We start from the raw sequence: 24,974 nt of genomic DNA on the forward strand, positions 1-24,974 counted from the left end.
AGGAGGTTCGTATGAAGAAAGTTCTGCTCGCCGGCATCGCGGCGCTCACGATTGCCGGTTCGACCGCGGTCTATGCCCAGCATCGTCCCTGGTTCCACGGCCATATGCGGATGAGCCCCGAGGATCGGGCCGCCTTCCTCGACGCGCGGATCGCCGCCGTCCACGCCGGGCTGAAGCTCAACGCCGATCAGGAGAAGCTGTGGCCGCCGGTTGAGGCCGCGGTGCGCGACTTCGCGAAGATGCGGCTCGATCGTGCCAATGCGCGGATGGCCGCCGAGAAGACCGATGCGGACAAGTCGCAGAAGCCGGATGATCCGGTCGCCCGCCTGCGCGAGCGCGTCGGCAACATGGCGGCGACCGCGACGTCGCTGACGAAGATCGCCGATGCCGCCGACCCGCTCTACAAGACGCTCGACGACAACCAGAAGCGGCGGCTGAGCATGCTGACCCATATGGAAGGGCGCGGCTTCGGCGCCGAAGGCTGGCGCCGCCACCGCCTAGAGCGCGGCATGGACCGCTGGGAGCGCGGCGGCCGCGGCTTCGATCACGACCGTTTCGACCGCGACGATGGCCCTGATCAGGAGCGCTCCGGCCGGCTCTGAGCGCTGTCCGCCGGCACCCTCGCCAAGTCTATGAAAGGCCGCCGGATTCCGGCGACCTTTCGGTTGTCAGAAAGTCGGGAAAACTTGCTTGAGCTTGCTGGACATCGGGGAATCGCTTTGCTAAACGACCGCTCTCTTGCGAGGGTCATTTCCGGACAAGTTCCGGGCGCATAGCTCAGTTGGTAGAGCAGCTGACTCTTAATCAGCGGGTCCCAGGTTCGAGCCCTGGTGCGCCCACCAAGGAAAAGGCCTTCTTTTCCAGTACCTTCGCGAGATGGCGGTCGAGACCAAAACGAGTCTCGTGCGACGTTTTTTGTGGACGGCCGTCGCGCGACCGCATTGCTACGCGACTTTCCCTTTGTCTCTGTATCTTCACCCCATTCGATACAGCGCGCAGATCGGATGGTATAGGTCGATAATGTGCTCGTCGTAGAATAGGATATTAGGGCGAGCAAAACGGACAATCTGCTGGCCCGTCGCCGCAGGGTACGGCTTGCTGCAAAACCAGAACCGGACCGTTCGGGTCGGGCGTTCGATTCGCTCCCCCGCTACGCGTTCCCACTGTTTCCTGCCAACCTACGATCTTCCCTGATCCCCCCACGCTTGTGGCAGCACCAGAAGCCACCGTCGCGCTACGCCTTCGCATCTGGTATCAGGCAGGAATATCCTCGTTTGGCGAGGCGCTCGTGGTACATGCCGGCATGGAGCGTGCCGTCTCCCGCCATCACACCTATCGTAGCGCCCACCAGCCCTCGGTCCGCGAGCGCGTCTGCGACGGCGTCCACGATGTGGAGGATCGGTACCGAGGTTCTGACCTTCCGCACATTGTCCGAAGGCGGGACAGCCTAGCCGCGACACGGATGTAGACGTTCGCATGGTCACGCCGCGCCAATGTCAATTTCGAGTTGCTTCAGAATCTTGCTGGGGGTCGTGTCAAGTGCTTTCGCCAAGCGAAAGAGCGTGACGATCGTGGGGGATTTCAGCCCTCGTTCGATCTGACTCACATACGTCCGATGAATAGTCGCCCGATCGGCCAGCTCTTCCTGCGAAAGGCGAGCAGAAAGCCTTAGGCCAGCAATGATTTTTCCGAAGGCCAGATTGGGGCTTTTCACACCCTCACAGTGTTGCCTTGAACACTAAAGGACTACAGACTATAGTATTCAAGCTCGCAGCCTTGGGGGCGCGGCTATTGGAAGGGATTATGCAGGAGACACCGCCGCTCGATCCTGATGTGGCTGACCTGGCTCCCACTGAGCCGGCGCCGACATTCTACGATGAGCAGCACGTTGTGACTTACATTCGCCTTCTGCAGGCCGAGGGTGAGGGGGCGGACTGGCGGGACGTGGCCCGAATCGTCCTACATATCAATCCGGAGCGTGAGGCGGACCGCGCGCACAACGCATACCAGAGCCATCTCTCGCGCGCTAAATGGATGACGGAACGGGGACGTGTCTTACGTGGTGTAGGGTCGAATTAGAAGAAATCCGTCGATTCAAGCGCGGATATAGAAATCGTATCCCCCAGCCAATGTGTGGTGATCCGGAGGCACCACGTGGTGTCAAACTAGGGACTTCCCACTACGCGGTCGTTTGTAACTATTGCGCCGCAATCCTTGTTGGCTGCTGCATATCGGAGGACGCAAAGCCTGAGTTCGACAGGCGGCCCCAGTGACAACCCGCTTCAGATGGTCATTGACGGTTGCGAACAGGTATGCGTCGAATGCCATTGGCACGGCGGTAGCCCTCGCCAGAGCGAGTTCGCGGAGGTCTTCCGAATAGGGTCGCATCATCCATGCTGGCCGCCGTTCCCCAGCGTGGAGTTTGAATCAGAAATCGTCTCTGGGAATCTCGATTCCGGCAAAAGAACATGCTCTAGGCGCGAGCCAATCGCGAGTCACGTCAGGATCAGCCGAGCAAGTGTCTACCGCGTTGTCGGACGCGAATAAGGATGCGTGGCTGTTAACCACTCTTCTGTGCATCGTGTATGTAGGCGCAAATCTTCAAATCATGAGAGATCAATAATGCAGGTGGGGAAGAACGAGACGCTTGCTGGAGTTCGCTTGATCAAGTTGCGGGACTTTCTCAGATTTCACGAGGTAAGCTTTCCCGCTGAGGCCATTGGAGAGCAGTTCAAGGTCAATGGCGGCCGGAAGCAGGAAATCGAAGAGGCCCTGGTCAGGGCGGGCTATGTGATACGTCACGAGAATGACAAAACACACTATCTAGTTGCACCTCTTGGGAGGCAGCTATGCAATGCGAGGTTCATCTCGCGTATTTCGAGAGAGAAGGCCGAAGCCTTACTCCAAACCTTTCTGGTTCGCGTGGTCAGCATCAATGAACGCGACGAGCTCACGCACAAGGTTACTGGGGTGCGCGTATTTGGCAGCTATCTCACCGATAAGGCGGATTTGGGCGACATTGATCTCGCGGTTGCGATCAAAGCTCGGCGTGAATCCCACGTCAAAGAAAGCGTAGAGCGGGCGAACCAATCGGTTAGGGCAATCCGCAGCTTTCTCGACAGGATCACCTTCGGTCGGTCCGAAGTGAAAAAGCTTCTGAAAGGGGGCAGTCCCTATCTGTCCATCCATGAATTCGATGAGGTGGATGAGTTGGGAATTCCCTACAAGGTGCTGTTCCCAAGCAATGGGGCCAACTAACAGTTCGGGGACTGCGTAACGGCAAAACGTGCCTTGAGCCCGATCGCCTGCCAGATACTCCAGAGCCCGGCTTCCGGCAGGAAGTTGGGCTCTTCCTACCCGCAAACCGCAGGATCGAAACCAAGGCGCCGCGCGGCACGATCGCGACTTCTCCTGCACCCGCCACGAGGGTTAACAGGCAATGCAACGAACGATTATGACCGTGCGACGGATGCCCATTTTCGGTCGGACAAGCCCGGGGATGCGACCGGCAAGTCATTGATTGTTCTCAATCCATGGTTGACTCTTAATCAGCGGGTCCCAGGTTCGAGCCCTGGTGCGCCCACCAAGCTTTTCAATAGCTTAGGTTAGCCCTCGTAGTTGTCATTCCGACAAACGGCCGCGTCTATTCCGACAAACCGGCTGCTTTTGTTCGCTTCTCGCGGCGCTTCCGGGTCCCCGAGATCAGCTGTTTACGGGTCCGCTTTGCATAGATCGGCAATTGCCGTGCAGACCTGTGGCGGCCGGCTGCGCGCAGTTCCGCGTCGGTCAGGTCGCTGTCGGCACCCTCGGTGAAGCCGCCGTGGCGGAACGAGGTGAATGAAAGCTCGGATCGAATGCCGGCCGCGGCGACAATGTCCTTCACGACGCTGCGCAGGTAGCGGAGGTCCTTGCGCTCAGTTATCCACGGTGGCGGAGTACGCGACTTGCGGTGCGCGCGATCGCGCCTGAAGACCAGACCCGAAACCGTGACCTGCTTGATGGCATTGAGCTCGGCCATCAGTTCGGGGAAAAGTGATTCGCCCCGATCATCGAAAAGCGGCCACCAGGCTTCCTCGCCGTTCTTCGGATGCACGATCTTCACGCTATTGGGCCGCTCCTTGGGGCGGTAGTGCGAAATCTCAAAAGCTCCGACGACATGCTCCTCGCGCTGCAACCACTCCGTCAGCCCGTGAGACCGCCAGCTGTCGAAGGCCGGCAGAAGAACGTACTCGGCGCGCTCAACGGCCGCATTGTAGTTCTCACCGAGTCCCTTCGCCTTGACGTGACACCCTTGCGCACGTGCCCACGTTGGAGGCTCGAAGAAGTAGGCCCATCGGCCGTTGCGCAACGGCTTTCGCCTGCAATACCGAGGCAATCTCAGAGCGGTCTTGGGAGGTTTCGTACTAGCGCCCGAAGAGAGCCTGCGCGAGCGCGACGACTTACAGGCCGACGTTCCGCTGGCCGAGGCGGTGTCCCGCCTGCGGGCGAGGGCCCGGCCGGGCACCCTTGCGGCCGAAGCATGCGACGGTCGGGGCTTCGGTGGGTGTTGCCCCAAGTAAGCGTTTCGAGCATCTGCGCGATGAGCACCATGCCCAACCTCTCATGACCCAATTCCCTGGCATTCTCCCGCGAGCAAAATCAATCGCATCTGACGGAGCGAATGATCGGTCAGTTTTGCGCAAAATGCGCAATAGGTCTTGAATACTGCGCGATATGAGCATATACGGCCACCGTTTGCTCGTTTTTATAGCAAAACGCGCAAAATGATCGGAAGTGCGCGGTGTGCGGGAGGACAACAGAAATGCAGGTTCCAATTAAGCGGGCGATCGAGAGCGTGCCGGGCGGGATGATGGTGGTCCCTCTGTTGGTCGGGGCGCTTATTGCCACCTTCTTTCCCGATACCCCGAAGTTTTTTGGCTCCTTCACCGGCGCACTGTTCTCTGGCGCGCTGACAATTCTCGCCGTGTTCTACGTTTGCATGGGCGCGAGCATCGACTTCCGCGCGACCCCCTACATTGTGAAGAAGGGCGGCACCCTGCTGATCGTGAAGGTTGGCGTGGCCGTTGTCCTCGGCCTGATCTTCGGCCGCATTTTGGGAGAGACGCCGGTCGCAGCTGGCATGTTCGCGGGTGTCTCGACGCTCGCGATCGTCGCCGCCATGAACGACACCAATGGCGGTCTCTATATGGCGTTGATGGGCCAATATGGACGTCCGCGTGACGTCGGCGCCTATACCGTCATGTCGCTGGAGAGCGGTCCTTTCCTCACCATGATCACTTTGGGCGTCGCCGGCCTCTCGGCATTTCCATGGCAGACCCTCGTGGGCGCTATCCTGCCTCTGGTGGTGGGTATGATCATCGGCAATCTCGACAGAGAGATGCGCGACTTCCTGAGCCGCGCGGTGCCTGTGATGATCCCGTTCTTCGCCTTCGCGCTCGGCGCCGGCCTCGATCTGTCGAAGGTTTGGCAGGCCGGCCTGCTCGGCCTCGGCATGGGAGTGGCCGTGGTGGTTGTGACCGGCATCCCGCTGTTCCTCGCCGATCGCATCACTGGCGGGAATGGTGTCGCGGGTGTTGCGGCGGCCTCGACGGCCGGTAATGCGGCGGCCGTCCCGGCGATTGTCGCCGCGGCGAATCCAGCCTATGCGGACGCGGCGCGGCCGGCGACTATCCTCGTCGCGGCGTGCGTCGTGGTTACCGCTATCCTCGTGCCGATCGTCACCGCCTGGACAGCCCGCGTTGTTGGTCGCGACGTCGAGGAGCCTGCAGAAGAGAACAACGTGGCTTCTGCCGGCAAGATGCCCCCCGCGGCGCGCTCGGTTGTCACTGAGGCAAGTCACTGAGGCAAAGTCACTGAAGCAGGTCGCTGAAGATGGCCCCTAAAGCGTTTTCGAGCGAAGTGGATACCGGTTCGCGTCAAGAAAACGCGTCAAGCCAAAGCTGGCTGATCGTCGCTGACGATCTCACCGGTGCCGCGGACTGTGCGATCGCCTTCGGCAGAAGGGGGCGTGCAGCTGCGGTGACGTGGGGTGAGGTGACCGACGCGTCGGGCTACCAGCTGCCCGTCCTGGCCTACGATGCCGCGAGTCGAGGCCTTTCGGCCGGGGCCGCTGCAGCCCGCCATGCCGATGTGCTGGCGCGCCTTTGCGAAGGCGGACGTATTCTTTTCAAGAAGATTGACTCGACGCTGCGGGGGCAACCTGCAGCGGAGACTGCCGCCGCGCTTGCGCATCTCAAGTCACGGTCGGGTCCGGCCTTTGGCGTGTTCGCGCCGGCCTTTCCGGCCACCGGCCGGACCACCATCGACGGGCGTATCCTGGTCAGAGGCCGCCCCCTCGAGGAGGCCGAGGTCTGGCACCGCGACCACACCTACCCGAATGCCGATCTTGTCGACGTTCTCGCGACCGCGGGCGTTCGCGGTGAGAAGGTCAAGCTCGCTGCCGTGCGCGGTGGCGATCTCAAAGCCACATTCGCGAGGCTCGCCTGGGAGGGCGACGTGGTCGCGGCCTGTGACGCCGAGACTGAACACGATCTGCGTTTGATCGCGGAGGCGAGCCTGCATGCATCGCCCGCAACCTTCTTCATCGGCAGCGCCGGCCTCGCGCATGCGCTGGCCGGCCTCGAAGTCAGCCATGCCGTCGAGCCGCTGCGCATTCCGACGAGCGCATCCGGCACCCTGATCGTGGTGGGCTCGCTCGCCGGCGCATCTCGCGCCGCCGCGCGCGAGCTGGAGGCGACCGGCACCGTGGCGCATTTCCCGGTCGCGCCGGAAACGCTGCTCAACGATGGTGCCGGCCGGGCGGCGCTCGCCGCGGACGTGATGAAACGACTTGCCGGCGGCGGCGATACACTGGTTGAGATCATGATGGATGATCACCCCGACATGTCGCTCGGCCCGCAGCTCGCCAAGGGGCTCGCCGACGCTCTTGAGGCCGTCGCACCCGCGATCGGCGCCTTCGCTGCGACCGGCGGCGAAACCGCCGCGGCGATGCTGTCGCGCTTCGGTGTCAACGGTATCCGTCTTGCCGACGAAATCGAGCCGGGCGTGTCGCTCGGCCTTACTCTTGGCCGATTGTCTGTTCCGATCGCCACCAAAGCGGGCGCGTTCGGTGACGAGAACAGCCTCATCCGCATCAGCGAGCGGCTTCGCGCCGTCCGAACCAGAGGAAGTTTCATATGACTCGTCCGACCATTGCGATCACCATGGGAGATCCGGCCGGTATCGGGCCCGAGGTGATCATGAAGGCGCTGGCGCAGCCGCAGGTGCGGGCGATCTGCAATGCGCTGGTGATCGGCGACTCCAACCGTCTGCGCAAGGCCGGTCAGATCGTCGGCGTGCCGCTTGAGGTCGATGCGTTGAGCGACGCGAAGCAGGCGAATTTTGCGTCGAAGGCCGTGCAGTGCGTTGACCTGAAGCTGGTGCCGGACGATCTGCCGTTCGGCAAGGTGTCGGCGACGGCAGGTGAGGCGGCATATCGCTACATCGAGAAAGCCGTGCAGGTGGTGCAGGCAGGGCTCGCGCAGGGCATCTGCACCGCGCCGCTTTCCAAGGAAGCGCTGCATGCGGCCGGCCACAAATATCCCGGCCATACCGAGCTCCTGGCGCATCTGACCGGCACGCCGGAAGTATCGATGATGCTGGTGTCGCCGAAACTCCGCGTCATTCACGTGACCACGCATATCGGCCTGCTCGATGCGATCGAGAAGATCGAGCCCGGCCTCGTCGAGCGTGTCATCGCACGCGGGCATGACGTGCTGGTGCGCGCCGGCGTCGCCAATCCGAAGATCGGCGTCTGCGCCATCAATCCGCATGCCGGCGAGAACGGGTTGTTCGGTCGCGGCGAGGAAGCCGCGAAGATCGCGCCGGCCGTGGAAGCCTGTCAGCGCAAGGGCTGGGACGTGCACGGCCCCCTGCCTGCCGACACGCTGTTCTTCCTGGCCGGCCGCGGCGACTACGACATGGTGGTCGCGATGTATCACGATCAGGGCCATGGACCCATCAAGGTGCTGGGGCTGGAAGCCGGTGTGAACATCACTGTTGGTCTGCCGGTGATCCGCACGTCGGTCGATCACGGGACCGCCTTCGACATCGCGGGCAAGGGCATTGCCGACGAGCGCAGCCTGATCGAAGCGCTGCGGCAGGCAGTCGATCTCGCGCCGAAGAAGGCGGCTTGAGGGGCTGCGCGGGCTCCTCAGGATGAGGAGCGAGATGCGCGTTAAGCGCAGACATTGCGCGGCCGATGCATCGTGGTATCCATCGGCCGTGCCGCGAAGCCGATACGGTCGAGCTCGGCTGACGGCAATGGATCCGGGGGGCTGAGGTTCGATGTCGATGCGCAGCAAGGAGCGTCACGCTCGTCTGTTGGAAGCACTGAACGCGGGAGAGATCGATGTCGACGATCTCGCGCGGCGCTTCGACGTTTCCGCTTCCACCGTGCGGCGCGACTTGCAGCATCTTTCCAAGAACAATGCCGTGCGCCGCACCTATGGCGGCGCCATTCTCACCGCCCACGCGAACGAGACAACGCTCGAGCAGCGCCTCGCGGTTCAGGGCAAACAGAAGCAGGCGATCGCGCGCGCGGCGATCGATCTGATCGAGGATGGCGACACGCTGATTCTCGATGCCGGCTCGACGGTCGCAGCCTTCGGCCGACTGCTGCAGCATCGGCGGCTGCGCATCATCACCAACAATCTTGCGCTGCTGCCCTTCTTCGCCAAGGCTCCGAGCATAGAGCTTGTGGTGTTGGGCGGCGCGCTGCGCACCACCAGCATGAGCACCATGGGGCCGCTCGCCAATGAGGCGTTGCGGCGCATGACCGCGGACCGCGCCGTCATGAGCGCCGACGGCGTGGTGAATGGCCGTGGCCTGTGCGAAGCGGATCTCGAACAGGTCGCACTGAAGTCGCTGATGATGCAGCAGTCGAAGGAAGTCATCGTTCTCGCCGACGCCAGCAAGCTCGGCCGCGCCGAACAGATGGCCTGGGCGCCGCTGCCGCCGCGCTGGACTCTGGTGACTGATGTCGGCGCATCTGAGGAGCAGTGCAAGCGTCTCGCCGACGCGGGAGCGCGCGTGATCGTTGCCGGCGTTCGCTGAGCCGGCATCGCAATTTTTCGCGTGATCGGAGAAAAATATCGACCGAGGCGGGGTTGCGGTAAGGAATCGCTGAACCGGGGCGCAATGCCGTCAACTTGAATCGCCATATGCTAGGTGGCGATCACCAAACGAGGTTCGCCATGGCGTGCAAGTCTTGGAGTGGTTCTTGGAATGGCACTTGGATCGGCTCTTGGATCAGCCGGCTTGGCGCGCCGCTCGTCGCTTTTGCTTTGACCGTCGCGCCGTTGGCTTCGCCGGTGCACGCCGTTGAGGACGCTCGCAAGGTGAGCGTGGTGTCGTTCGGCCTTTTCGGCGATCAGGGCGTGTTTAGAAGCGAGGCGACCGGCGCAGCACAGGTCGTAGCGGGTCGTTTCGGGAGCGGCCCAGTCAACGTGCAATTCAATTCGAAGAAAGGCGGAGGTGCAACGATTGAAGGCCTGGCTAAGTCCTTGCAGGCGGCGGCCAATGGGATGGACGCCGAGAATGATGTTCTGTTCTTGATTCTCACCTCGCACGGCTCCCCCGACGGGCTTGCAATCAAAGCCGGACGGCTTACGCAAACGCTCACGCCGTCCCATCTCGCCGCCATGTTGGCGCGGACCGGCATGCGATACAAGGTGGTGGTCATCTCTGCCTGTTATTCCGGGGTCTTTATCCCTCGTCTCGCGAACCCCGATACGTTGGTAATCACCGCGGCCGATGCCGACCATTCATCGTTCGGCTGTCGGGACAAAGCCAAGTGGACCTATTTCGGCAACGCCTTTTTCAATGTCGCACTCCGGCAAGCCAGAAGCCTGAAGAACGCCTTTGTCGTTGCACGCTCGCTCGTCCAGCAGCGAGAACTGCGCGCTCGCTTCGAGCCGTCGAATCCCCTGATGGCAGGCGGCGCAAACGTGCAGCCGTTGCTCATTGCGCATCCTTGAGGACCGGCCGCGTTTGCGGCCGGCGCCGGTGGGTGCCGTCAACCTCGTCCATGTTGATCTGGTCACCGCATCGCGCCGCATGTCTGCTACGGGCCCCTTAGCGGACTTGATTGGCGTTATGGCTGACTTCCGCTTTGCCGGAGATAGCCGACTTCACCGCCAAAGGGAGAGACTGCTTCTGTCGGTGCCTCTCCGTCGGCCGAAGGCGAGGATCGTGGATGGCACTGTCGCGTCCACTCATTTAGCAGGTGAGCTTGCCTGACGCCGTTGCGAACTTTGGTGTGAACGAAAACAGCACGTATCTGGTGCGGTTTCTGGTGCGGTCGTCGCGCTGCGGGCAACGGGAACGAAGTAAGCTATTGATCTCATTGGCGGGCCCGGCAGGACTCGAACCTGCAACCAGACCGTTATGAGCGGTGGGACAATCGTCGCCGCTGTTAAGTTTCCTGCCTTTTCGTCGAATTCGACCACGTTCGCCGCCCTTCGTGCGAGTTGTTATTGGCGCGAAACTGGTACGGATTGTCAGTAGTCGAATCTTGGACCAGGACGTTGCGTTCTGTAGGTGATAACGTGAGAACGCACTCAAGCCCAGCGATCGACGGCAAGCGACCTCCATACGGCAGCGCGCCGGCAGATCGCCGTGGCCGGCCAAGGTCAGCCTCATAATGCAGGCTATGGGAAGGAATCAAAAGCGGTTCATGACAAGCCAGGCGAAACATAACGTGAGTTTCTGGGAGCGTCTAAAGACAGAGGCATCTGCTGAGTGGCGCGCCTACACCGAGCATCCCTTCACGAACGGATTGGCAGACGGCTCGCTCGCCGAACCGGCATTTCGTTATTATCTTGCTCAGGATTACTTGTTCCTCACCGAGTTCGCGCGCGCCTACGCGCTCTCGGTCTACAAATCGCCCAAGCTTGCCGACATGCGTGAAGCAGCGGCCGGTCTTTCGGCCATCCTTGATGTCGAGATGAACCTTCATGTGACACTCTGTGCCGGTTGGGGTCTGTCCCCAAGCGACCTTGAACAGACCCCTCCGGCGGCCGAGATGCTAGCCTATACTCGCTACGTGCTGGATGCTGGAATGCGCGGCGATCTGCTGGCACTCAAGGTGGCGCTGGCCCCATGCGTGATCGGGTACGCGGAGATCGCGAAGCGGCTGGCTGCACAACCCGATGCGAACGCTGCGACGAACCCCTATCGCGTGTGGATTGCCGAGTACGCTGGTGCGCCATACCAAGAGGTCGCGGCGAAAGCGGGAGCACACTTGGAAATCTCGCTGATCTCTACGCCACCCCGGCCCGCGAGGCAGAGCTGATTGCGATCTTCAAGGAAGCTACTCGTCTCGAGGCAGACTTCTGGGAGATGGGCTGGCGCGCGGGCCAGCGTGTCGAATAGCGCTTCGGAAACTGTCATGCTTATAACCTGAAGGTCATCGGTTCGAATTTGTTGGCAAAGCTATCCGCAGATTTGGTCTCAATTGGGCTCTCTTTGATGATTTTGGTGGGTCCGGCAGGACTCGAACCTGCAACCAGACCGTTATGAGCGGCAGAATAGCGATCAGCTTCGTCGCCTTTGCCGCGCATTCGGTCGCTTCTGCTCGCGTTTGTTACGTTTTGATGATGTCGCTCCCGCTTTGGTCGCCAGCCAGCGATCAGTCAAAACGTCTCGGTAACCTTGCTCAGGCGAGGGGGACGATCCGGGTCAAATCCGCGCGCGCATGCCGCCTGCTCGATCATCCGGTAGGCCGGAACGAGCATGGTGATCGGGTCGGTGGCGGGGTCATCCTCGACCAACCAAGGCAGCGAGCCATGCGGTCCGCCGCAGAGATGCAGCGCGATCTTTTGCTCGCGCAATTCCTCTGCCAGTGCGTCCACCGTGGCCGCCGTTTCATCCATGAGGCGCATCATGACAACTGGCGTGCGCGACGATAACGCGGCACGTGGCCCATGCTGCAGCTCGGCGGCGCTCAGTCCGATGGAGGGCAGGCGCATGATTTCCGAAAGCTTGAGCGCGATCTCCCTCGCCGAGCCCAGGCCCAGGCCCCGAGCCGCCACAAACACGGCTGATGCCTTGACGAGATCATCGGCAATCTCCGACCAGTCGAGCGCCAGCGCGCGGTGCAGGCGCTCGGGCAGCCGGTCGAGGGCTGACCGCAGCGCACGATCTTGCGCCAGCTCGGCAACCAGTCCGGCACTGGCGGCCATCGAGCCGATCACGGTCTTCGTGGCCGCTACGGAGTGTTCTTGGCCGGCTTCGATCGGAACGACGAATTCCGCTTCGTCAGCCACCGGCGACGACGGCGCATTGACGATGGCAATCGTGCGTGCGCCCGAGGCTCGTGCCGACCTGGTCGCTGCGACGAGATCCGGGCTGCGCCCCGATTGCGAGATTACGATGAACAGCGCATCGCGGAGCATCAAAGGTGTGCGAAATGCCGTGATCACCGAGGGAGCACTTGCTGAAACGGGAAGGCGAAGCCGCGTCTCGACAAGATATCTCAAGAAAACCCCGGCATGCCCGGAGCTTCCCCGACCACACACGACGCACAAAGGGGCGGAGTCAATCCCAATCCGCTGTGCGATGTCGCGCAAGGCGGGTCGGCTGCGAACAATGTTAGCGACAACACCCGCGCTTTCCCCGATTTCGCTCGCCATCGCGGATATCGTCACGGCTCAACCACTCCGCCTCGGCCGCGTCCCGCCGCTCCCTTTGGGAGTCGGTCACCATGCGAGTCACGATTCTTGGCAAGCTCGACAAACACTTGCCGAAGATTGCCGTCACAGTTCTCCAGAACGGTCTTCGCATCAACCCTGTCGACACCGAGCGCCAGAAGGACTGCAATCTTGATGTCTCCCTCGGCCTGCTCGAGCGAGCGTGCCGCGTGCGACGGATTACAGCGCGCGATTTGCGCCACCATGGCCTCGGCGCGCCGCTTCAGCTTGGCATTGGTCGGCGGCATGTTCACCATCATGCCGCGATATACCCGGCCAAGGCGCAGCATGATCCCCGAGGAGATCAGGTTGAGCACGACCTTCTGCGCGGTGCCCGCCTTCATCCGCGTGGAGCCGGCGATCAGCTCTCGGCCGGTCTCGACCAGGATCGGAAACTTTGCCAATGCCAGCAGTGCGGTGCCGGGATTGTTGGCGACACCAATCGTTACCGCATCGAAAGACCCTGCCTGCTGCAGCGCCGCGACCGTGAACGGCGTTGTGCCGCTGGCGGCTACCGCAATCACCACGTCGTGCGGCGTGAGCCGTGCGGCGCTGATCTGCGTGACTGCATCATCGACATCGTCCTCCGCGCCCTCGATGCTGGTGACGAACGCGCTGTCACCGCCGGCAACGACGAAGCGGACGCGCTCGCGGGGCCAAGCGAAGGTCGGCGTCAGCTCGGCGCCGTCCTGGACCGCCACGCGGCCTGACGTGCCAGCGCCGATATATACAATGCGCCCGCGGTCGCCCAGCACCGTCTTGGCCGCTTCGGCTGCCGCGGTGATCGCGGGAAGGGCATGGCCGATCGCGGCGACCGCCGCAAGCTGGCCCTCCCACATCGCTTCCATCGCTGACGTCAGCGACCATGCATCAAGGTCGGCAAATCTGGGATCGACTTCTTCGGTGGCCATATCGGTGATCCAAGCACCATCAAACGCGGAACTTCGAAGCCTGTTCATGGTCAGTTTCTCTCTTGGGCGGGTCCAGCTTGCGCAGGTCGAGCCGCCCTCGGGCCACAAGCAGCGCGCCGGCCGCTGCGTCGGCGTCAGGACGCCTCAGGCGAGCGCGCAGGTCAGGCGTTAGCCAGGGCGTAATCGCATCCGCGAGCCCGCCCACCAGCGCGAGCCGGTCAATTCCTTTAGCCAGGAACAGATCAAGCAGATCGCCAATGGCATCGGCCGCGCGTTCGACAATGCGGCGGCCGACCGGATCGCCCTGATTGGCATGCCGCATCACGGTCGGCGCGAACGCGGCGTAGTCGGTGGCCCGGGCTTCTTCAGACCACGCCACGGCCTGATAAGGATCTTGATCGAATGCGCCCAGCACCTCTGCAAGCAATGGTGTCAGCTCGCCGCGGCGATCCGCGGCCCGCAGCGCCAGTCGAACGACCTGCAGGCCAATGTCGGCGCCGCTGCCTTCGTCCGAGACTGGGAAGCCGTAACCGGCGATGCGGATCTCTCTGCCGCCAATCAGGCCGACACCCACCGAGCCCGTGCCGGCCACCACGATGGCCCCGTCCGCGCCGCTATGGGCGCCGACACAGGCAGCTAGGCCATCGCTAATGAAGATAACGGACGCAAAGGGATGCGGGATCTCTTTGAGCGCCGCTTCCGCGCCCCGGCGACCAATGCCGGCGAGGCCAATTCCGGCGTGCATCCGCGCGAAATCCTCGCGCGTCAGTTCGGACTGTGCGGCCGCCGCTTCGGTGGCCTCCATGATGGACCGCCAGGCCCTGTCGAAGCCAATCCGGGTCGTGGCAGGCCCCGAGCTCGCTTCACCGAGTACCCTGCCGTTTTCGTCCTCGATCCGGGCGCGGCAGCGGGTTCCGCCCCCATCGATGCCGAGATAGGTGGTACCTTTTGTTTCCATGAGAAGTTAACGCAAGGATTTAGCTCCGGGTCCCTGAAGCCCGTTGTGTACATATAGGGACCTGTACAGCACGGGACTCGCCTCACGAGTCCGTGATTGCCATTCTCGGATCAGCACTTATGGGCCAAGCTGGGTCTTCCGTGGTTTTCTCGATTGCTGCGCAGCACATCTTTGACGGTGCCGACATGCGCGGGCCGGGGTTGGTCAGGATATCGCAGGGGCGGATCGAAGGCATTACCGAGGAAGCGCGCGCCTCGATCCACCTTCCCCGAGATGCGATACTTGCACCCGGATTCGTCGATGTTCAGGTGAACGGAGGCGGCGGCGTTCTTCTCAACGACCAGCCAACGGAGGCCGGCGTTCGCCGCATCGTCGAGGGGCACCGCAAGACCGGCACCACGGGCTGTTTGCCGACCCTCATCACCGATCGAAGCGAGGTCATCGAACGATTGGCTGTAGCAGCTCAGGCGTGCCTCGAAATTCCTGGCGTGCTCGGCTTTCATCTGGAAGGTCCGGCCCTCAACAGGTCTCGCAAGGGCATTCATCCGGAAGCCGAGATACGCGTGCCCGATCGGCGCGATCTCGCCGCCATCAAAAGCTTCGGGGACCGCGGTCGCTCCATGGTGACCTTGGCCCCGGAATGCGTGCCCGCGTCCATGATCGATGAATTGATCGGCGCCGGATTGCGTATCGCGGCCGGCCACAGCGACGCCACCGCAGCCGAAATCGGGCAGGCGGTCGATCGCGGTGTCTCGGGGGTGACCCATCTGTTCAATGCCATGTCGCAGTTGAACGCCCGAGAGCCGGGCTTGGTGGGCGCCGCGCTGGGAGATGACCGGTTGTTTGCAGGGATCATCTGCGACGGCATCCACGTTGACCGCGTCGGCTTGCGTGTTGCCTTGCGCTGCAAGGGACGCGATCGATTGATGCTGGTTACCGATGCCATGCCATTGGCGGGCACGAGCGACCGGCAATTCCTGCTACAGGGAAGGGAGATCACGTTGCACGACAATCGCCTGACTGACCGGGATGGCACGCTCGCGGGCGCTCACCTCACCATGATCGAGGCGGTGCGCAACGCTGTTGCGCTTATCGGAATCTCCCTTGTCGATGCTCTTATCATGGCTTCCCGGACGCCCGCGGCATTTCTAGGCCTTGGGTCCGAGCTTGGACGGATCGCGCCCGGATACCGCGCGGATCTTGTCGCCTTTAATCCGAACTTTGAGGTCATTGGTACATGGATAGGCGGTGTTGGTTCGATGGGCGAGGCGAACAAGGCTTCCGAGCGAGGTTAGATGCGCAACCAGCCCATCGTCGTGCAGAAATACGGTGGTGCCTGCCTTGAAACACCGGCGAAGATTCGCGCGGTTGCGCGCAGTCTCGCCGACCTGCACGGCAGTGGGAAAGGCACCTCTGACCGGGAAAAATGCGCCTTGTCCCTTCATCCTTCCAAGTAAGCTGTTGCAATCGCAGCAAATGCGAACGCCCTCCGAGCGCACCATAATTCCAGAGCGGGGATGCGACGTCGCTATTGGCTTCACACTGGCCGAGCATCCGGCTTGAGAATTGGTGAGAAATTGCGCGAAGTCACTTGCTACCATAAGGCGCGCGTTGCGCTGGTTAGTCAATGTTGCTGACGGTAATTCCCCGGAATTGCTGGCGCGCCAAACCCGGTCTGGGATACCTCATTCAACGCACCCGGTTCTTGTCAAGTCAACGTCCGCCCTGCATTCGCATCGAACATATTTGGAGATGATCATGCGTAGCATAGCCTTGATGATTGCATTCGTGATCTCGTTTACAGCCCCGGCGTTAGCTCAAAAAGCCGAGATCGAGGCCATCAATGCGAAATGGATTGAATTGTTCAACAAGGGCGACTTCTCGGGAGTTGCGTCACTCTACAGCACGGATGCGACCGCATTCCCGCCAGGTACCGCGATGGTTCACGGCCGATCAGCCATCGAGGCAATGTGGAAAAGCATGGCGGAACAAGTTAGCGATCCGAAGCTCGCAACCCTTGACGTTAAGCCCCTTGGTCCAACCGCGGCGCGCGAGATTGGGACGTTCGCCCTCAAGACCAAGGGACCGACACCGAAGGATGTGACTGGAAAGTATGTCGTGGTTTGGGAGAAGGTCGGCGATGATTGGAAGCTGACCACCGACATCTGGAACGACGGCAACTAGGCATCTCTGTTCATAGCTGTGCTTCGCGCTTACGTTGAGTTGGCTATTGCACGGTCGAAGGCGCGCGCGATCGGGGCCCCATGGCATCGCTTGGCAGCGCCCAGCTTTCGCCGGAGCCAATGTGTTAAACTGGCTGAGATGTCTCGCGATCGGTGCTTCCATTTGCAGATGTGCCTTCGCAGGTCTCTGCAATGTGCTACCCTTATCCCTATTGGCCATAGGTATACCATGACAGGTATTGCAGAGTGGCTGGCATCGATCGGTTTGGGAGAGTACGCCGATCGTTTCGCAGAGAACGCTATCGACCTCTCGGTCGTCGGCGATCTCACGGAGCAGGACCTCAAGGACCTCGGCGTCCTGCTTGGGCACCGGCGCAAGATGCTGCGCGCGATTGCGGCACTTGAGGATGATGTCGCTGGATCGGACCAAGCGGCTGCCAAACCAGCGCCGCGAGACGGCGCCGAGCGGCGCCAAATCACGGTCATGTTTTGCGATCTGGTGGGCTCGTCCGCACTTTCGGCCCGGCTGGACCCGGAGGACTTGCGCTCGATAATCGGCGACTATCACGCCTGCATCGCTGAGGTTATCGCCCGGAGTGAGGGCGTTATCGCGCGCTACATGGGGGATGGCGTGCTTGCCTATTTCGGCTACCCCCTGGCGCACGAGGACGATGCCGAGCAGGCGACACGTGCGGGGCTGTCACTGGTCGATGCCGTGGCCAACCTTCAGACAGATATCGGCACCAAGCTGCAGGTTCGCGTTGGCATCGCTACCGGTATGGTCGTCGTGGGCGATCTGATCGGCGAAGGCGCCGCCAAGGAGCAGGCGGTGATCGGTGAGACACCGAATCTGGCTGCTCGTCTGCAGCAGTTCGCCGAGCCCGGTACGGTGCTGATCTCCGAGAGTACGCGCCAGCTCACCGAAGGATATTTCGAATACTGCGATCTTGGCTCGATCGCGCTGAAAGGATGGGCGGAGCCAATACCTGCCTGGCAGGTGCTCGGGACGACTGGAGTCGAAAGCCGCTTTGAGGCTCAGCACAGGACTCGATTGACGCCCTTGATCGGGCGAGACGAGGAGATCGAGCTGCTGTTGCGGCGCTGGCAGCACGCCTCTTCGGGCGAAGGTTGCGTAGTGGTTCTAACTGGAGAGCCAGGTATCGGTAAGTCGCACATCGCGCTGGCGCTTCAAGAACGGCTCCAAGCCGAACCACACATTACGGTCCGCCATTTCTGCTCGGCGCACCATACCAACAGTGCGTTGTATCCGTTCATCGACAATCTCGAACGTGCTGCCCGTTTCGAAAGAGGTGAAGCGCCGACGGAGAAGTTTGCCAAGCTTGAAGCTCTGCTGTTGCGGTCTGGCGCCGACGCAGATCGTGTGGTGCCGGCTCTAGCAAACCTTCTGTCGCTACCGGTCAGTGACCGCTACCAGCTGCCCGAGCTCAGTCCGCAGAAACGCAAGGAGATGACGTTGGCGGCATTCTCGGCTCAGCTCGAAGCGTTGGCGGCGCGGCAGCCAGTGTTCATCATCTTTGAGGATGCCCATTGGTCGGACCCGACTTCGATGGAGCTGCTCACGATTACACTGGAAAAGGTACCACGACTCCGAGTGCTGCTGCTCATCACCGCGAGACCAGAGTTCACGCCGCCCTGGCCTGGTCATGCACATGTGACGACCGTCTCGCTTACACGGCTGAACCGGCGCAACGGGGCGGCCTTGATCGAGCGCGTCACGGCAGGCAAGACGCTCCCGGAGGAGGTCTTGGACCAAATCCTCGCTCGCACCGACGGCGTGCCCCTGTTCGTCGAGGAACTGACCAAGGCGGTGCTCGAAACCGGCTTGCTGCAGGAGCGAGACGACCATTACGTGGTCAGCGGTCCGCTACCCTCGATGGCGATTCCAACGACATTGAACGCATCGCTGATGGCTAGGCTCGACCGATTGGCCCCCGTGAAGGAAGTTGCTCAGATCGGCGCCGTTGTGGGGCGCGAGTTCTCGTACGAACTGCTGAGCGTGGTCGCCAAGCTGCCAAGGCAACGGCTTGAGGAGGCGCTTGCCCAGTTGGTTCAGGCGGAGTTGATATTCTGCCGAGGCGAGATACCCCGGGCGGTCTACACCTTCAAGCATGCGCTCGTGCGGGACGCTGCCGAAGCGGGACTTCTGAAGAGCCGACGCGCAGCGCTGCATGCCGCCGTCGCCAACGCTTTCGAGCAACGATTCCCGGAAATTGTGGAGTCTCAACCCGAGACTCTCGCACTCCACCTTACCGAGGCGGGATTGTTCGAAAAGGCGGGAGAATATTGGCTCCTGGCAGGCAAGAAAGCGGCCATGCGCTCCGCCAACCTCGAAGCGATCGCACACTTGCGCAAAGGCATTGAGGTCTCGGCCCATTTGGCCGACGGTGCGCTTAAAGACCGGCTGGAGCTTGATTTCCAGTACGCGCTCGGGCCCTGCCTCATTGCCACCCAGGGGCCGGCCTCGCCCCAGGCGGTGGCGACCTTTGCGCGAGCGCGCGAGCTGTGCCAGCGGCTCGGAGATCCCCCCGAGCGACTACAAATCATGTTTTGGTTGACCACCGCGAGCGTCATTCGCGGCGAGTTGCCGGTCGCCGAGGAAATGATCTCGGTGTTGCTCGATCTTGCGGAGGGTCGGGGTGATCGACCAACGTTGCTCAACGCGATGCGTGGGCAAGGGATGATACGCCTTTTCATGGGAAATCTCGTAGGTGCCCAGGAGGTGATCGAACGGGCCTTCGAAGCGTTCGAAGCGAGCAGCGAGCATGATAGATTGGCGGCGCGTGCTGCCGGCCAGGATGCGGGTGTGGCCGACCTGGCTCTGATGTCATGGGCGCTCTGGCTGCAGGGCCGTGCTGATACGGCACTCGCGCGTGTAAATGCCGCCCTTCAGCGTGCCGACGTCATCAGTCATCCGCATTCGCAGGCCTATGGATGCTATTATGCATCCATTCTCCACGCTCTTCGGGGTGACTTCCGAAAGGCACACCGTTATGCCGATCGTTGTCTCGCCTTGTCGGAAGAACTCGGATTCCGGCAGTGGCGAGGATTGGCTCGCGCCATCCGGGGGATAAGCGCCACCTTCCTTGATCCTTCGTCCGCCGCGCTCGAGGAAATCCGTACGGCGATGAACGAATATCGCGGCGCGGGCTATCAGCTTGGCATCACAGCACTGTATGTGCTCCTGAGTGCCGCTCTGTTGTCGAGCCATCAAAGCGAAGCCGCGCTCGAACTGATTGAGCAGGGTCTCGCTACAACCGGCCGCAATAGCGAACGGATATTTGAGGCCGAGCTGTATCGATTGAAGGCACGCGTATTGCTCGTCCGCGATGCACCGGAGGCCAGCACCGATGCACGATCACTGCTCGATCACGCATTGACAACTGCGAAAAGTCAGCGCGCCAAGGCCCTTGAACTTCGAGTAGCAGTTGACCTCGCCAACTTGTGGATCGATCAGGGCAGAACCAGCGAAGCGCTCGACCAGCTCGTGCCCATCTACGGCTGGTTCGTCGAGGGTCTTGAAACGCAGGATCTGAAGCAGGCAAAGGCATTACTCGACCGACTGCAGTAATTGCGCCTCGACTGCGGATATTGGAGCTTGGCTCAGCAGGTCGGCCTCAAGGCTGCTTTACCTTGCCGTTACGCAGCCCGCCTTCGACATTCGTGATATGCCTCCTTAACCTCTCGCCATCCCGCCTCATCGCTTTCCGCAGGATTCTCATTTATGAAATGTGGCCCGTCATGCGGCGGACGTTTTTCGTGTTCGTAGTATGCCTTGATTGCTTGTTCAGCAGCGATCCTTCCCAACTGTCTCCCGCTGTCCAGGTTGCTGTGGTTCCATTTGAAACTGATGTGCCCCGGCACATGAATCTCGACGATTGTGCCCTTCCACGGATGCTCTCCGGATTTTGGCTTGTCGTACCGCACGTGGTATTTGAAGAGCTTGACGTCATCTTCGCCAACGGTCGCTGCGAACAATTGGCAGAGATTGGCCAGGGCATCGTGAAGGTTTTCCGGTTTGCGGACTTGCTTTGAATCGACGATCCTGCTCACCCATATCTCGTCCAGCTCATCGCCCGGCTTATGATGCTCCTGGAGCAAGCTCTCGAAGTTGACCGTATCGACCAGTGCTCCTTCGCAGTAGGTAACTCCGTCGATCTCTACGGTTTCTTCCACGAAGGGAAGGGCTGAACACGCACATAAGCTGGATGCGCTGATAGGCACTTTGTACTCTTTCCCGTCGACCTTCTTGTTCTCATCGACCTTCTTGGGCATTGGGCGGTTGGAAAACAACGCGAGTTTATGCTCATCGAGATTCCAGGCGTTGTGGAATATGAATGGCTTTTCGGGTCTTCCCAGCGCGTCGAAATTTATGCTCTTCATAAACTGGCTGTGTGGATAGTTGATCCTGGAGAGGCCGGTGACTTGGGACAGATACATCATTGACGTGAGATAACGAACGAAAGGATTTGGGGCCAGCACCTGATTAAGAACCCATCTGTTTACGTCTCCCTCATCCGGGCTCGTGAACTTCTTCCCGCCGTCCGTGTCGGGCTGTTGAGCGAACCAGAGCGACATGGATTCCCTGAAGGCATTCGCGACCCTGTTTGGGTCCCACAAATCCTTATAGGTATTGGGATCTGCGACGAAGTTGGTCAGAGCCTTGCCGATGCTTTCCCAATCCGGGCCGAACACCGTGTTTATGGGAAAGCGCCTATAGCTTTCGTCGTCTCGAAACACGCCATTCTTGAAGAATTGATGGGTCCTGTTTCGCCCTGTCTTTATTGTCAACGTTGTCAAACTGATTGTAGACGATCCCAACCCAGGCGCCGATGCAGGACAATGCCCACACGTCAAAGGTTATACCTGCGTTGGCAAGAGCTTCCAGAACTCCAATGTGCAGCCCTGCCGCCGGACCACCACCGCCGAGCGTAATCGCCCTCTTCACCATTGGTTCCTCCATCAAATTTTTTGCATGGCTTATTCTCTGATCAAGTTTCTGAACCGCGTAAAACTAAAAGACTGGTCGTTTGCTGGGTCCGCGGGCTTTCGGCCGCACCGAATGCCGTTGAATCCAACTCGACAACTCATTGATCGCAGCGTTGCGAAACACGATACGTACGACGGAACGGTGGACGTCGAGGTTCGGCGCCTTCTCGAGCCTGCTGATCGCGCTGGGCGCACGCCGGCCAAGAGCTCGAGCAAGCGTATCGCGGTCTGGCCCGCCCATTTGTGAACCAATTCACGGAAGATATTTATCGCCGATGTTAGTAGGGGAGATGTTGTCCAATTGTGGCTTTCGCTTCTGGCCCATCGCGACATATTGCGCTGCCGCACGAACCTGGTCGCTATAGGAGCAAAGCGGACGTAGTAAGCTCAATCTCTTCAGACAGACGGGTCGTGTTCGGCGTAGCAAGCAGTGGTCGGTTGGTTCGACGCCAGGGGAAAAAGAGATACCTCCCTTATCTGCCGTGTTTGGGATCCTGTCCCGCCGAGGTGAAAGCTCAAGTATGACGACCGGCTTCCGGCTTACTTCTTTGGCCGAGGGGCCGCGCGGAAGATAAAGCACGTCCAGCCTGTCGCAGACGTTGGCCAGACTGTTCCCGGTGACTCCGAATTCCTCGGCCGGCCGGATCATTCACCTAGCCATTGATGTAGAAGCAATAAAACATCAGCGCCAAGGCGTGGCGAGATCCCCCCTAACCTTCGCGGATCAGCCGCCTTCGCTTCTGGCAGATGCCCAGCTCGATACGTGTATAGGCCTGACGAACAAAATAAGCCGGGATTTCGAGAGGAAATCCCTGCCTATAAAGCAATGTGACACCTGAAGTGCGTCGCCAAGGCAAATGGCGATCCAAGCGCCGTCGGCGAGCTTCGCAGCGATGCTGATTTGACAATAGCAGAACAAGATCTTGCCGATCGAGAAACGTCAATTCTGTGTCCTGGTTTCGGACAGCAGCCAGTCGCGGAATGCAGCAATCTCCGGCCTGCCAACGTCGGTTTCGCGGCCGATGAGGTGGTAACTTTCGGCGGTTCGTACCACCAGCGGAAGGATCACCAATAGTCGCCCCGCTTTGAGATCGTCCTGGACCAGTTCCAGATGCGCCACCGCGATGCCGAGCCCGTCGATCGCCGCTTGATAGGCTAGCGAGGAATTGCCGAACGGCAGTCCTTCGCGAAAGCTCCCGGCTGTGACGTCCGCCGCCTCAAACCAAATCCGCCAATCGTGCGGGCGCTTCATTGAATGAAGTAACGTGCGGTCGAGCAGCTCTCGTGAATCGTGCACGGGTGGATGCTTGTTGAATTCGACGGGGCTACAAACCGGCAGCAGCTCGATCGGAAACAGCGTGTCGTAACGCACGCCGGGCTTTGGAATGGCGGGAGTCCGAATGGTGAAGTCCACCTCGCCAGCGCTCACATCGACGAGATCGTTGGCGATCGTGACCTGCACATTGATGCTTGGGTAAAGGGTATGGAAGCGCGCGAGCCGCTTGACCAGCCATTTCATCGCCACCGTGGGAAACAGCCGTATCCGCACCACGCGATTCTGCTTGTCCCGGCGGCTGACCTGGGTCGCGAGTTCGATGCGATCAAAGGCTTCGGCAATGGCCTGCGCGTACTGTTCGCCCTGCGTCGTCAGCTTGACGTCGCGTTGATTACGGACGAACAGGCGCAGGCCAAGGAAGGCTTCGCGTTGGGCGGTATGCCGGCTGACGGCGCCCTGCGAGACGTTGAGTATTTTGGCGGCGTGGGTGAAGTTCTCGGAGCGGGAGGCGACCTCGAAGACGCGAAGTGCATTCAGCGGGGGCAATTTTCGGGCCATCAGCGCCTCCCACTGAGGGCTGATCGCGTCCGCGCCGCATTCTCTGTGTTGCTCTGAAGATAAGTCATCGTCGTGATGAGTAAATTAGCATACTCGGCCCAAAGCATTCCGCTTATTTTGCCCGCATAAGCGGCGCTGAACGCCGCTACTTGCGGGAGAAACGCTTTCTATGACCACCCCCGTTAACGCCGCGGGCCGGCTTGACCGGCTCCCGATGGGCGCATTCCAGTGGCGGATTCTCAGCCTGATCGGCCTCGGGATGTTCTTCGACGGTTTCGACAACCAGATGGCCGCCGGCGTGTTGGGCGCCCTCGTTAAGGAGGGCTGGTCGAACATGGAGACCAATGCCCACTACATTTCCATCACCTTTGCCGGCCTCGCCATTGGCGCGCTGATGACGGGGTTGGTCGGTGACCGGTTCGGCCGGCGTTTTGCCTATCAGTTCAATCTTCTGATTTTCGGCAGCATGTGCCTGCTCTCGATGCTCGCGCCCTCGATGACTTGGCTGATGGCGATGCGTTTCTTCATGGGAGTAGCGATCGGCGCAGAATATGTCTGCGGTTACGGCATGGTCAGCGAGTTTGTGCCGCCGCAACGGCGCGGATGGGCGCTTGGCCTGATCAGCGTGGTGTCGATGGCATCGACATTCGCTGTGAATTTTACCGGACTATTCGTCATTCCGGCACTTGGATGGCGGCCGATGTATCTGATCGGCGGTTGCGGCGCATTATGGGTCTGGTTCCTGCGCCGCAAGCTTCCGGAGTCGCCGCGCTGGCTCGAAGCGCGCGGCCGTTATGAAGAAGCCGAAAAGATCATGCAGGATATCGAAGCTGAGGCCTCGAAGGCGGGGCCTCTCCCGCCGGTGATATCAGTGGCCGCGCCTGCGCCGGCCTGGGTACCGATCTCCATCCTGTTCTCGCGCGGCGTCGTCACCCGCACCTTGCTCGCGATGGCGGTTTGCATCACCTGCCTGGTCGGTTCCTACAGCTTCTCCTATTGGGTGCCGACCTTCTTCGTCAAACAGGGACTGAGTGTCACGAAGTCGCTCAGCTTTGCGACCGTCATGGCGCTGGGCAGTTCGCTCGGGCCGCTGGTCGGCATGCTGACCTCCGACTGGATTGGACGCCGTCGCGGCACCATGTTTGCGGCCTTATGGTGTGGCGTGTTCGCGCTGGCGTATTCGCAGCAGACCGATCCCGCCTGGGTGCTGATCTTTGGCTTCCTGTTGCAGGGCGGCATGAGCCTGATGATCGGCTTCACCATGCGATGCTAGTCGCCTTTGTGAACTTGCGCGCGAACGAAAAAGAAGCACGTATCTGTGCGGTCGCCGCGCTGGGGGACAACGAGTATCCA

Annotated in this window: 22 protein-coding genes, 2 tRNA genes and 1 pseudogene; 16 read left to right on the forward strand and 9 right to left on the reverse strand. The window is 61.0% G+C overall.

What is annotated here, in order from left to right:
* Positions 1-11 precede the first annotated feature (11 nt).
* Both ACVWZM_RS32640 and ACVWZM_RS32645 read left to right on the forward strand, forming a co-directional pair.
* On the forward strand, positions 12-602 hold the full coding sequence (locus tag ACVWZM_RS32640) for a Spy/CpxP family protein refolding chaperone (RefSeq protein ID WP_456855592.1): 591 nt from the start codon (positions 12-14) through the stop codon (positions 600-602).
* A gap of 164 nt (positions 603-766) precedes the next feature.
* Positions 767-842, forward strand: a tRNA-Lys gene (locus ACVWZM_RS32645).
* 638 nt (positions 843-1,480) lie between these two features.
* Here ACVWZM_RS32645 and ACVWZM_RS32650 read toward each other — a convergent pair.
* A complete protein-coding gene (locus ACVWZM_RS32650; protein WP_253589666.1) occupies positions 1,481-1,714 on the reverse strand; it encodes a helix-turn-helix domain-containing protein in 234 nt (77 codons plus the stop codon).
* An 89-nt stretch (positions 1,715-1,803) separates the two neighbouring features.
* Here ACVWZM_RS32650 and ACVWZM_RS32655 point away from each other — a divergent pair, with 89 nt between their 5' ends.
* The 3 genes from ACVWZM_RS32655 (at position 1,804) to ACVWZM_RS32665 (ending at position 3,586) form a co-directional block, all read left to right on the forward strand.
* Positions 1,804-2,079 carry a DUF2285 domain-containing protein gene (locus ACVWZM_RS32655; protein ID WP_253589667.1) on the forward strand — a complete coding sequence of 92 codons (276 nt, stop codon included), beginning with the start codon at positions 1,804-1,806 and terminating at the stop codon, positions 2,077-2,079.
* Positions 2,080-2,622: 543 nt separating this feature from the next.
* Positions 2,623-3,258, forward strand: coding sequence for a hypothetical protein (locus ACVWZM_RS32660; protein ID WP_456855593.1), 636 nt, complete (start codon positions 2,623-2,625; stop codon positions 3,256-3,258).
* 238 nt (positions 3,259-3,496) lie between these two features.
* Positions 3,497-3,586, forward strand: a tRNA-Ser gene (locus ACVWZM_RS32665).
* A gap of 57 nt (positions 3,587-3,643) precedes the next feature.
* Here ACVWZM_RS32665 and ACVWZM_RS32670 read toward each other — a convergent pair.
* Complete coding sequence (locus ACVWZM_RS32670; RefSeq protein WP_456855594.1) at positions 3,644-4,348, reverse strand: hypothetical protein; 705 nt, start codon at positions 4,346-4,348, stop codon at positions 3,644-3,646.
* 453 nt (positions 4,349-4,801) lie between these two features.
* On the opposite strand from ACVWZM_RS32670, the gene ACVWZM_RS32675 reads away from it, so the two are divergent.
* From ACVWZM_RS32675 to tenA, 6 genes and pseudogenes are all read left to right on the forward strand, one after another.
* Positions 4,802-5,842 carry a 2-keto-3-deoxygluconate permease gene (locus tag ACVWZM_RS32675; protein WP_225164475.1) on the forward strand — a complete coding sequence of 347 codons (1,041 nt, stop codon included), beginning with the start codon at positions 4,802-4,804 and terminating at the stop codon, positions 5,840-5,842.
* A gap of 29 nt (positions 5,843-5,871) precedes the next feature.
* A complete protein-coding gene (locus ACVWZM_RS32680) occupies positions 5,872-7,179 on the forward strand; it encodes a four-carbon acid sugar kinase family protein (protein ID WP_092090552.1) in 1,308 nt (435 codons plus the stop codon).
* Positions 7,176-8,174 (forward strand): 4-hydroxythreonine-4-phosphate dehydrogenase PdxA, encoded by a 999-nt coding sequence (gene pdxA / locus ACVWZM_RS32685; protein ID WP_057020626.1) that lies wholly within the window; start codon positions 7,176-7,178, stop codon positions 8,172-8,174. Before ACVWZM_RS32680 ends, pdxA begins: the two co-directional genes overlap by 4 nt.
* Positions 8,175-8,325: 151 nt before the next feature.
* Entirely contained in the window at positions 8,326-9,093 is a 768-nt protein-coding gene (locus ACVWZM_RS32690) for a DeoR/GlpR family DNA-binding transcription regulator (protein WP_076834264.1), read from the forward strand.
* Positions 9,094-9,233: 140 nt separating this feature from the next.
* A complete protein-coding gene (locus ACVWZM_RS32695) occupies positions 9,234-10,016 on the forward strand; it encodes a C13 family peptidase (RefSeq protein ID WP_456855595.1) in 783 nt (260 codons plus the stop codon).
* A 722-nt stretch (positions 10,017-10,738) separates the two neighbouring features.
* Positions 10,739-11,412: pseudogene (gene tenA, locus ACVWZM_RS32700) on the forward strand (thiaminase II).
* A gap of 20 nt (positions 11,413-11,432) precedes the next feature.
* Here tenA and ACVWZM_RS32705 read toward each other — a convergent pair.
* The 4 genes from ACVWZM_RS32705 to ACVWZM_RS32720 all read right to left on the reverse strand — a co-directional run bounded on the left by ACVWZM_RS32705 (position 11,433) and on the right by ACVWZM_RS32720 (position 14,597).
* On the reverse strand, positions 11,433-11,600 hold the full coding sequence (locus ACVWZM_RS32705; RefSeq protein ID WP_156436544.1) for a hypothetical protein: 168 nt from the start codon (positions 11,598-11,600) through the stop codon (positions 11,433-11,435).
* Between the two features lie 72 nt (positions 11,601-11,672).
* On the reverse strand, positions 11,673-12,671 hold the full coding sequence (locus tag ACVWZM_RS32710; protein WP_456782037.1) for an SIS domain-containing protein: 999 nt from the start codon (positions 12,669-12,671) through the stop codon (positions 11,673-11,675).
* Between the two features lie 11 nt (positions 12,672-12,682).
* Positions 12,683-13,639 carry an N-acetylmuramic acid 6-phosphate etherase gene (locus ACVWZM_RS32715; protein ID WP_456855596.1) on the reverse strand — a complete coding sequence of 319 codons (957 nt, stop codon included), beginning with the start codon at positions 13,637-13,639 and terminating at the stop codon, positions 12,683-12,685.
* 19 nt (positions 13,640-13,658) lie between these two features.
* Complete coding sequence (locus tag ACVWZM_RS32720; protein WP_456855597.1) at positions 13,659-14,597, reverse strand: BadF/BadG/BcrA/BcrD ATPase family protein; 939 nt, start codon at positions 14,595-14,597, stop codon at positions 13,659-13,661.
* A 119-nt stretch (positions 14,598-14,716) separates the two neighbouring features.
* On the opposite strand from ACVWZM_RS32720, the gene nagA reads away from it, so the two are divergent.
* The 4 genes from nagA to ACVWZM_RS32740 all read left to right on the forward strand — a co-directional run bounded on the left by nagA (position 14,717) and on the right by ACVWZM_RS32740 (position 20,369).
* Positions 14,717-15,892 carry an N-acetylglucosamine-6-phosphate deacetylase gene (gene nagA / locus ACVWZM_RS32725; protein ID WP_456856806.1) on the forward strand — a complete coding sequence of 392 codons (1,176 nt, stop codon included), beginning with the start codon at positions 14,717-14,719 and terminating at the stop codon, positions 15,890-15,892.
* Complete coding sequence (locus ACVWZM_RS32730) at positions 15,893-16,054, forward strand: hypothetical protein (protein ID WP_156436543.1); 162 nt, start codon at positions 15,893-15,895, stop codon at positions 16,052-16,054.
* 301 nt (positions 16,055-16,355) lie between these two features.
* Positions 16,356-16,781 carry a YybH family protein gene (locus tag ACVWZM_RS32735; RefSeq protein ID WP_057020648.1) on the forward strand — a complete coding sequence of 142 codons (426 nt, stop codon included), beginning with the start codon at positions 16,356-16,358 and terminating at the stop codon, positions 16,779-16,781.
* A 228-nt stretch (positions 16,782-17,009) separates the two neighbouring features.
* On the forward strand, positions 17,010-20,369 hold the full coding sequence (locus ACVWZM_RS32740) for an AAA family ATPase (RefSeq protein WP_456855598.1): 3,360 nt from the start codon (positions 17,010-17,012) through the stop codon (positions 20,367-20,369).
* A gap of 68 nt (positions 20,370-20,437) precedes the next feature.
* Here ACVWZM_RS32740 and ACVWZM_RS32745 read toward each other — a convergent pair whose 3' ends face one another.
* The 3 genes from ACVWZM_RS32745 to ACVWZM_RS32755 form a co-directional block, all read right to left on the reverse strand.
* Positions 20,438-21,538, reverse strand: a complete 1,101-nt coding sequence (locus ACVWZM_RS32745) for a patatin-like phospholipase family protein (protein ID WP_456855599.1) — start codon at positions 21,536-21,538, stop codon at positions 20,438-20,440.
* Complete coding sequence (locus ACVWZM_RS32750) at positions 21,513-21,749, reverse strand: patatin-like phospholipase family protein (protein WP_456855600.1); 237 nt, start codon at positions 21,747-21,749, stop codon at positions 21,513-21,515. The genes ACVWZM_RS32745 and ACVWZM_RS32750 overlap by 26 nt, the downstream gene beginning before the upstream one ends.
* Before the next feature lie 978 nt (positions 21,750-22,727).
* Positions 22,728-23,621 (reverse strand): LysR substrate-binding domain-containing protein, encoded by an 894-nt coding sequence (locus tag ACVWZM_RS32755; protein ID WP_456855601.1) that lies wholly within the window; start codon positions 23,619-23,621, stop codon positions 22,728-22,730.
* Between the two features lie 169 nt (positions 23,622-23,790).
* Between ACVWZM_RS32755 and ACVWZM_RS32760 the strand changes: the two genes are divergently transcribed.
* Complete coding sequence (locus ACVWZM_RS32760; protein WP_456855602.1) at positions 23,791-24,894, forward strand: MFS transporter; 1,104 nt, start codon at positions 23,791-23,793, stop codon at positions 24,892-24,894.
* Positions 24,895-24,974: the final 80 nt, after the last annotated feature.

It is taken from the genome of Bradyrhizobium sp. USDA 4501 (genome assembly GCF_054062115.1).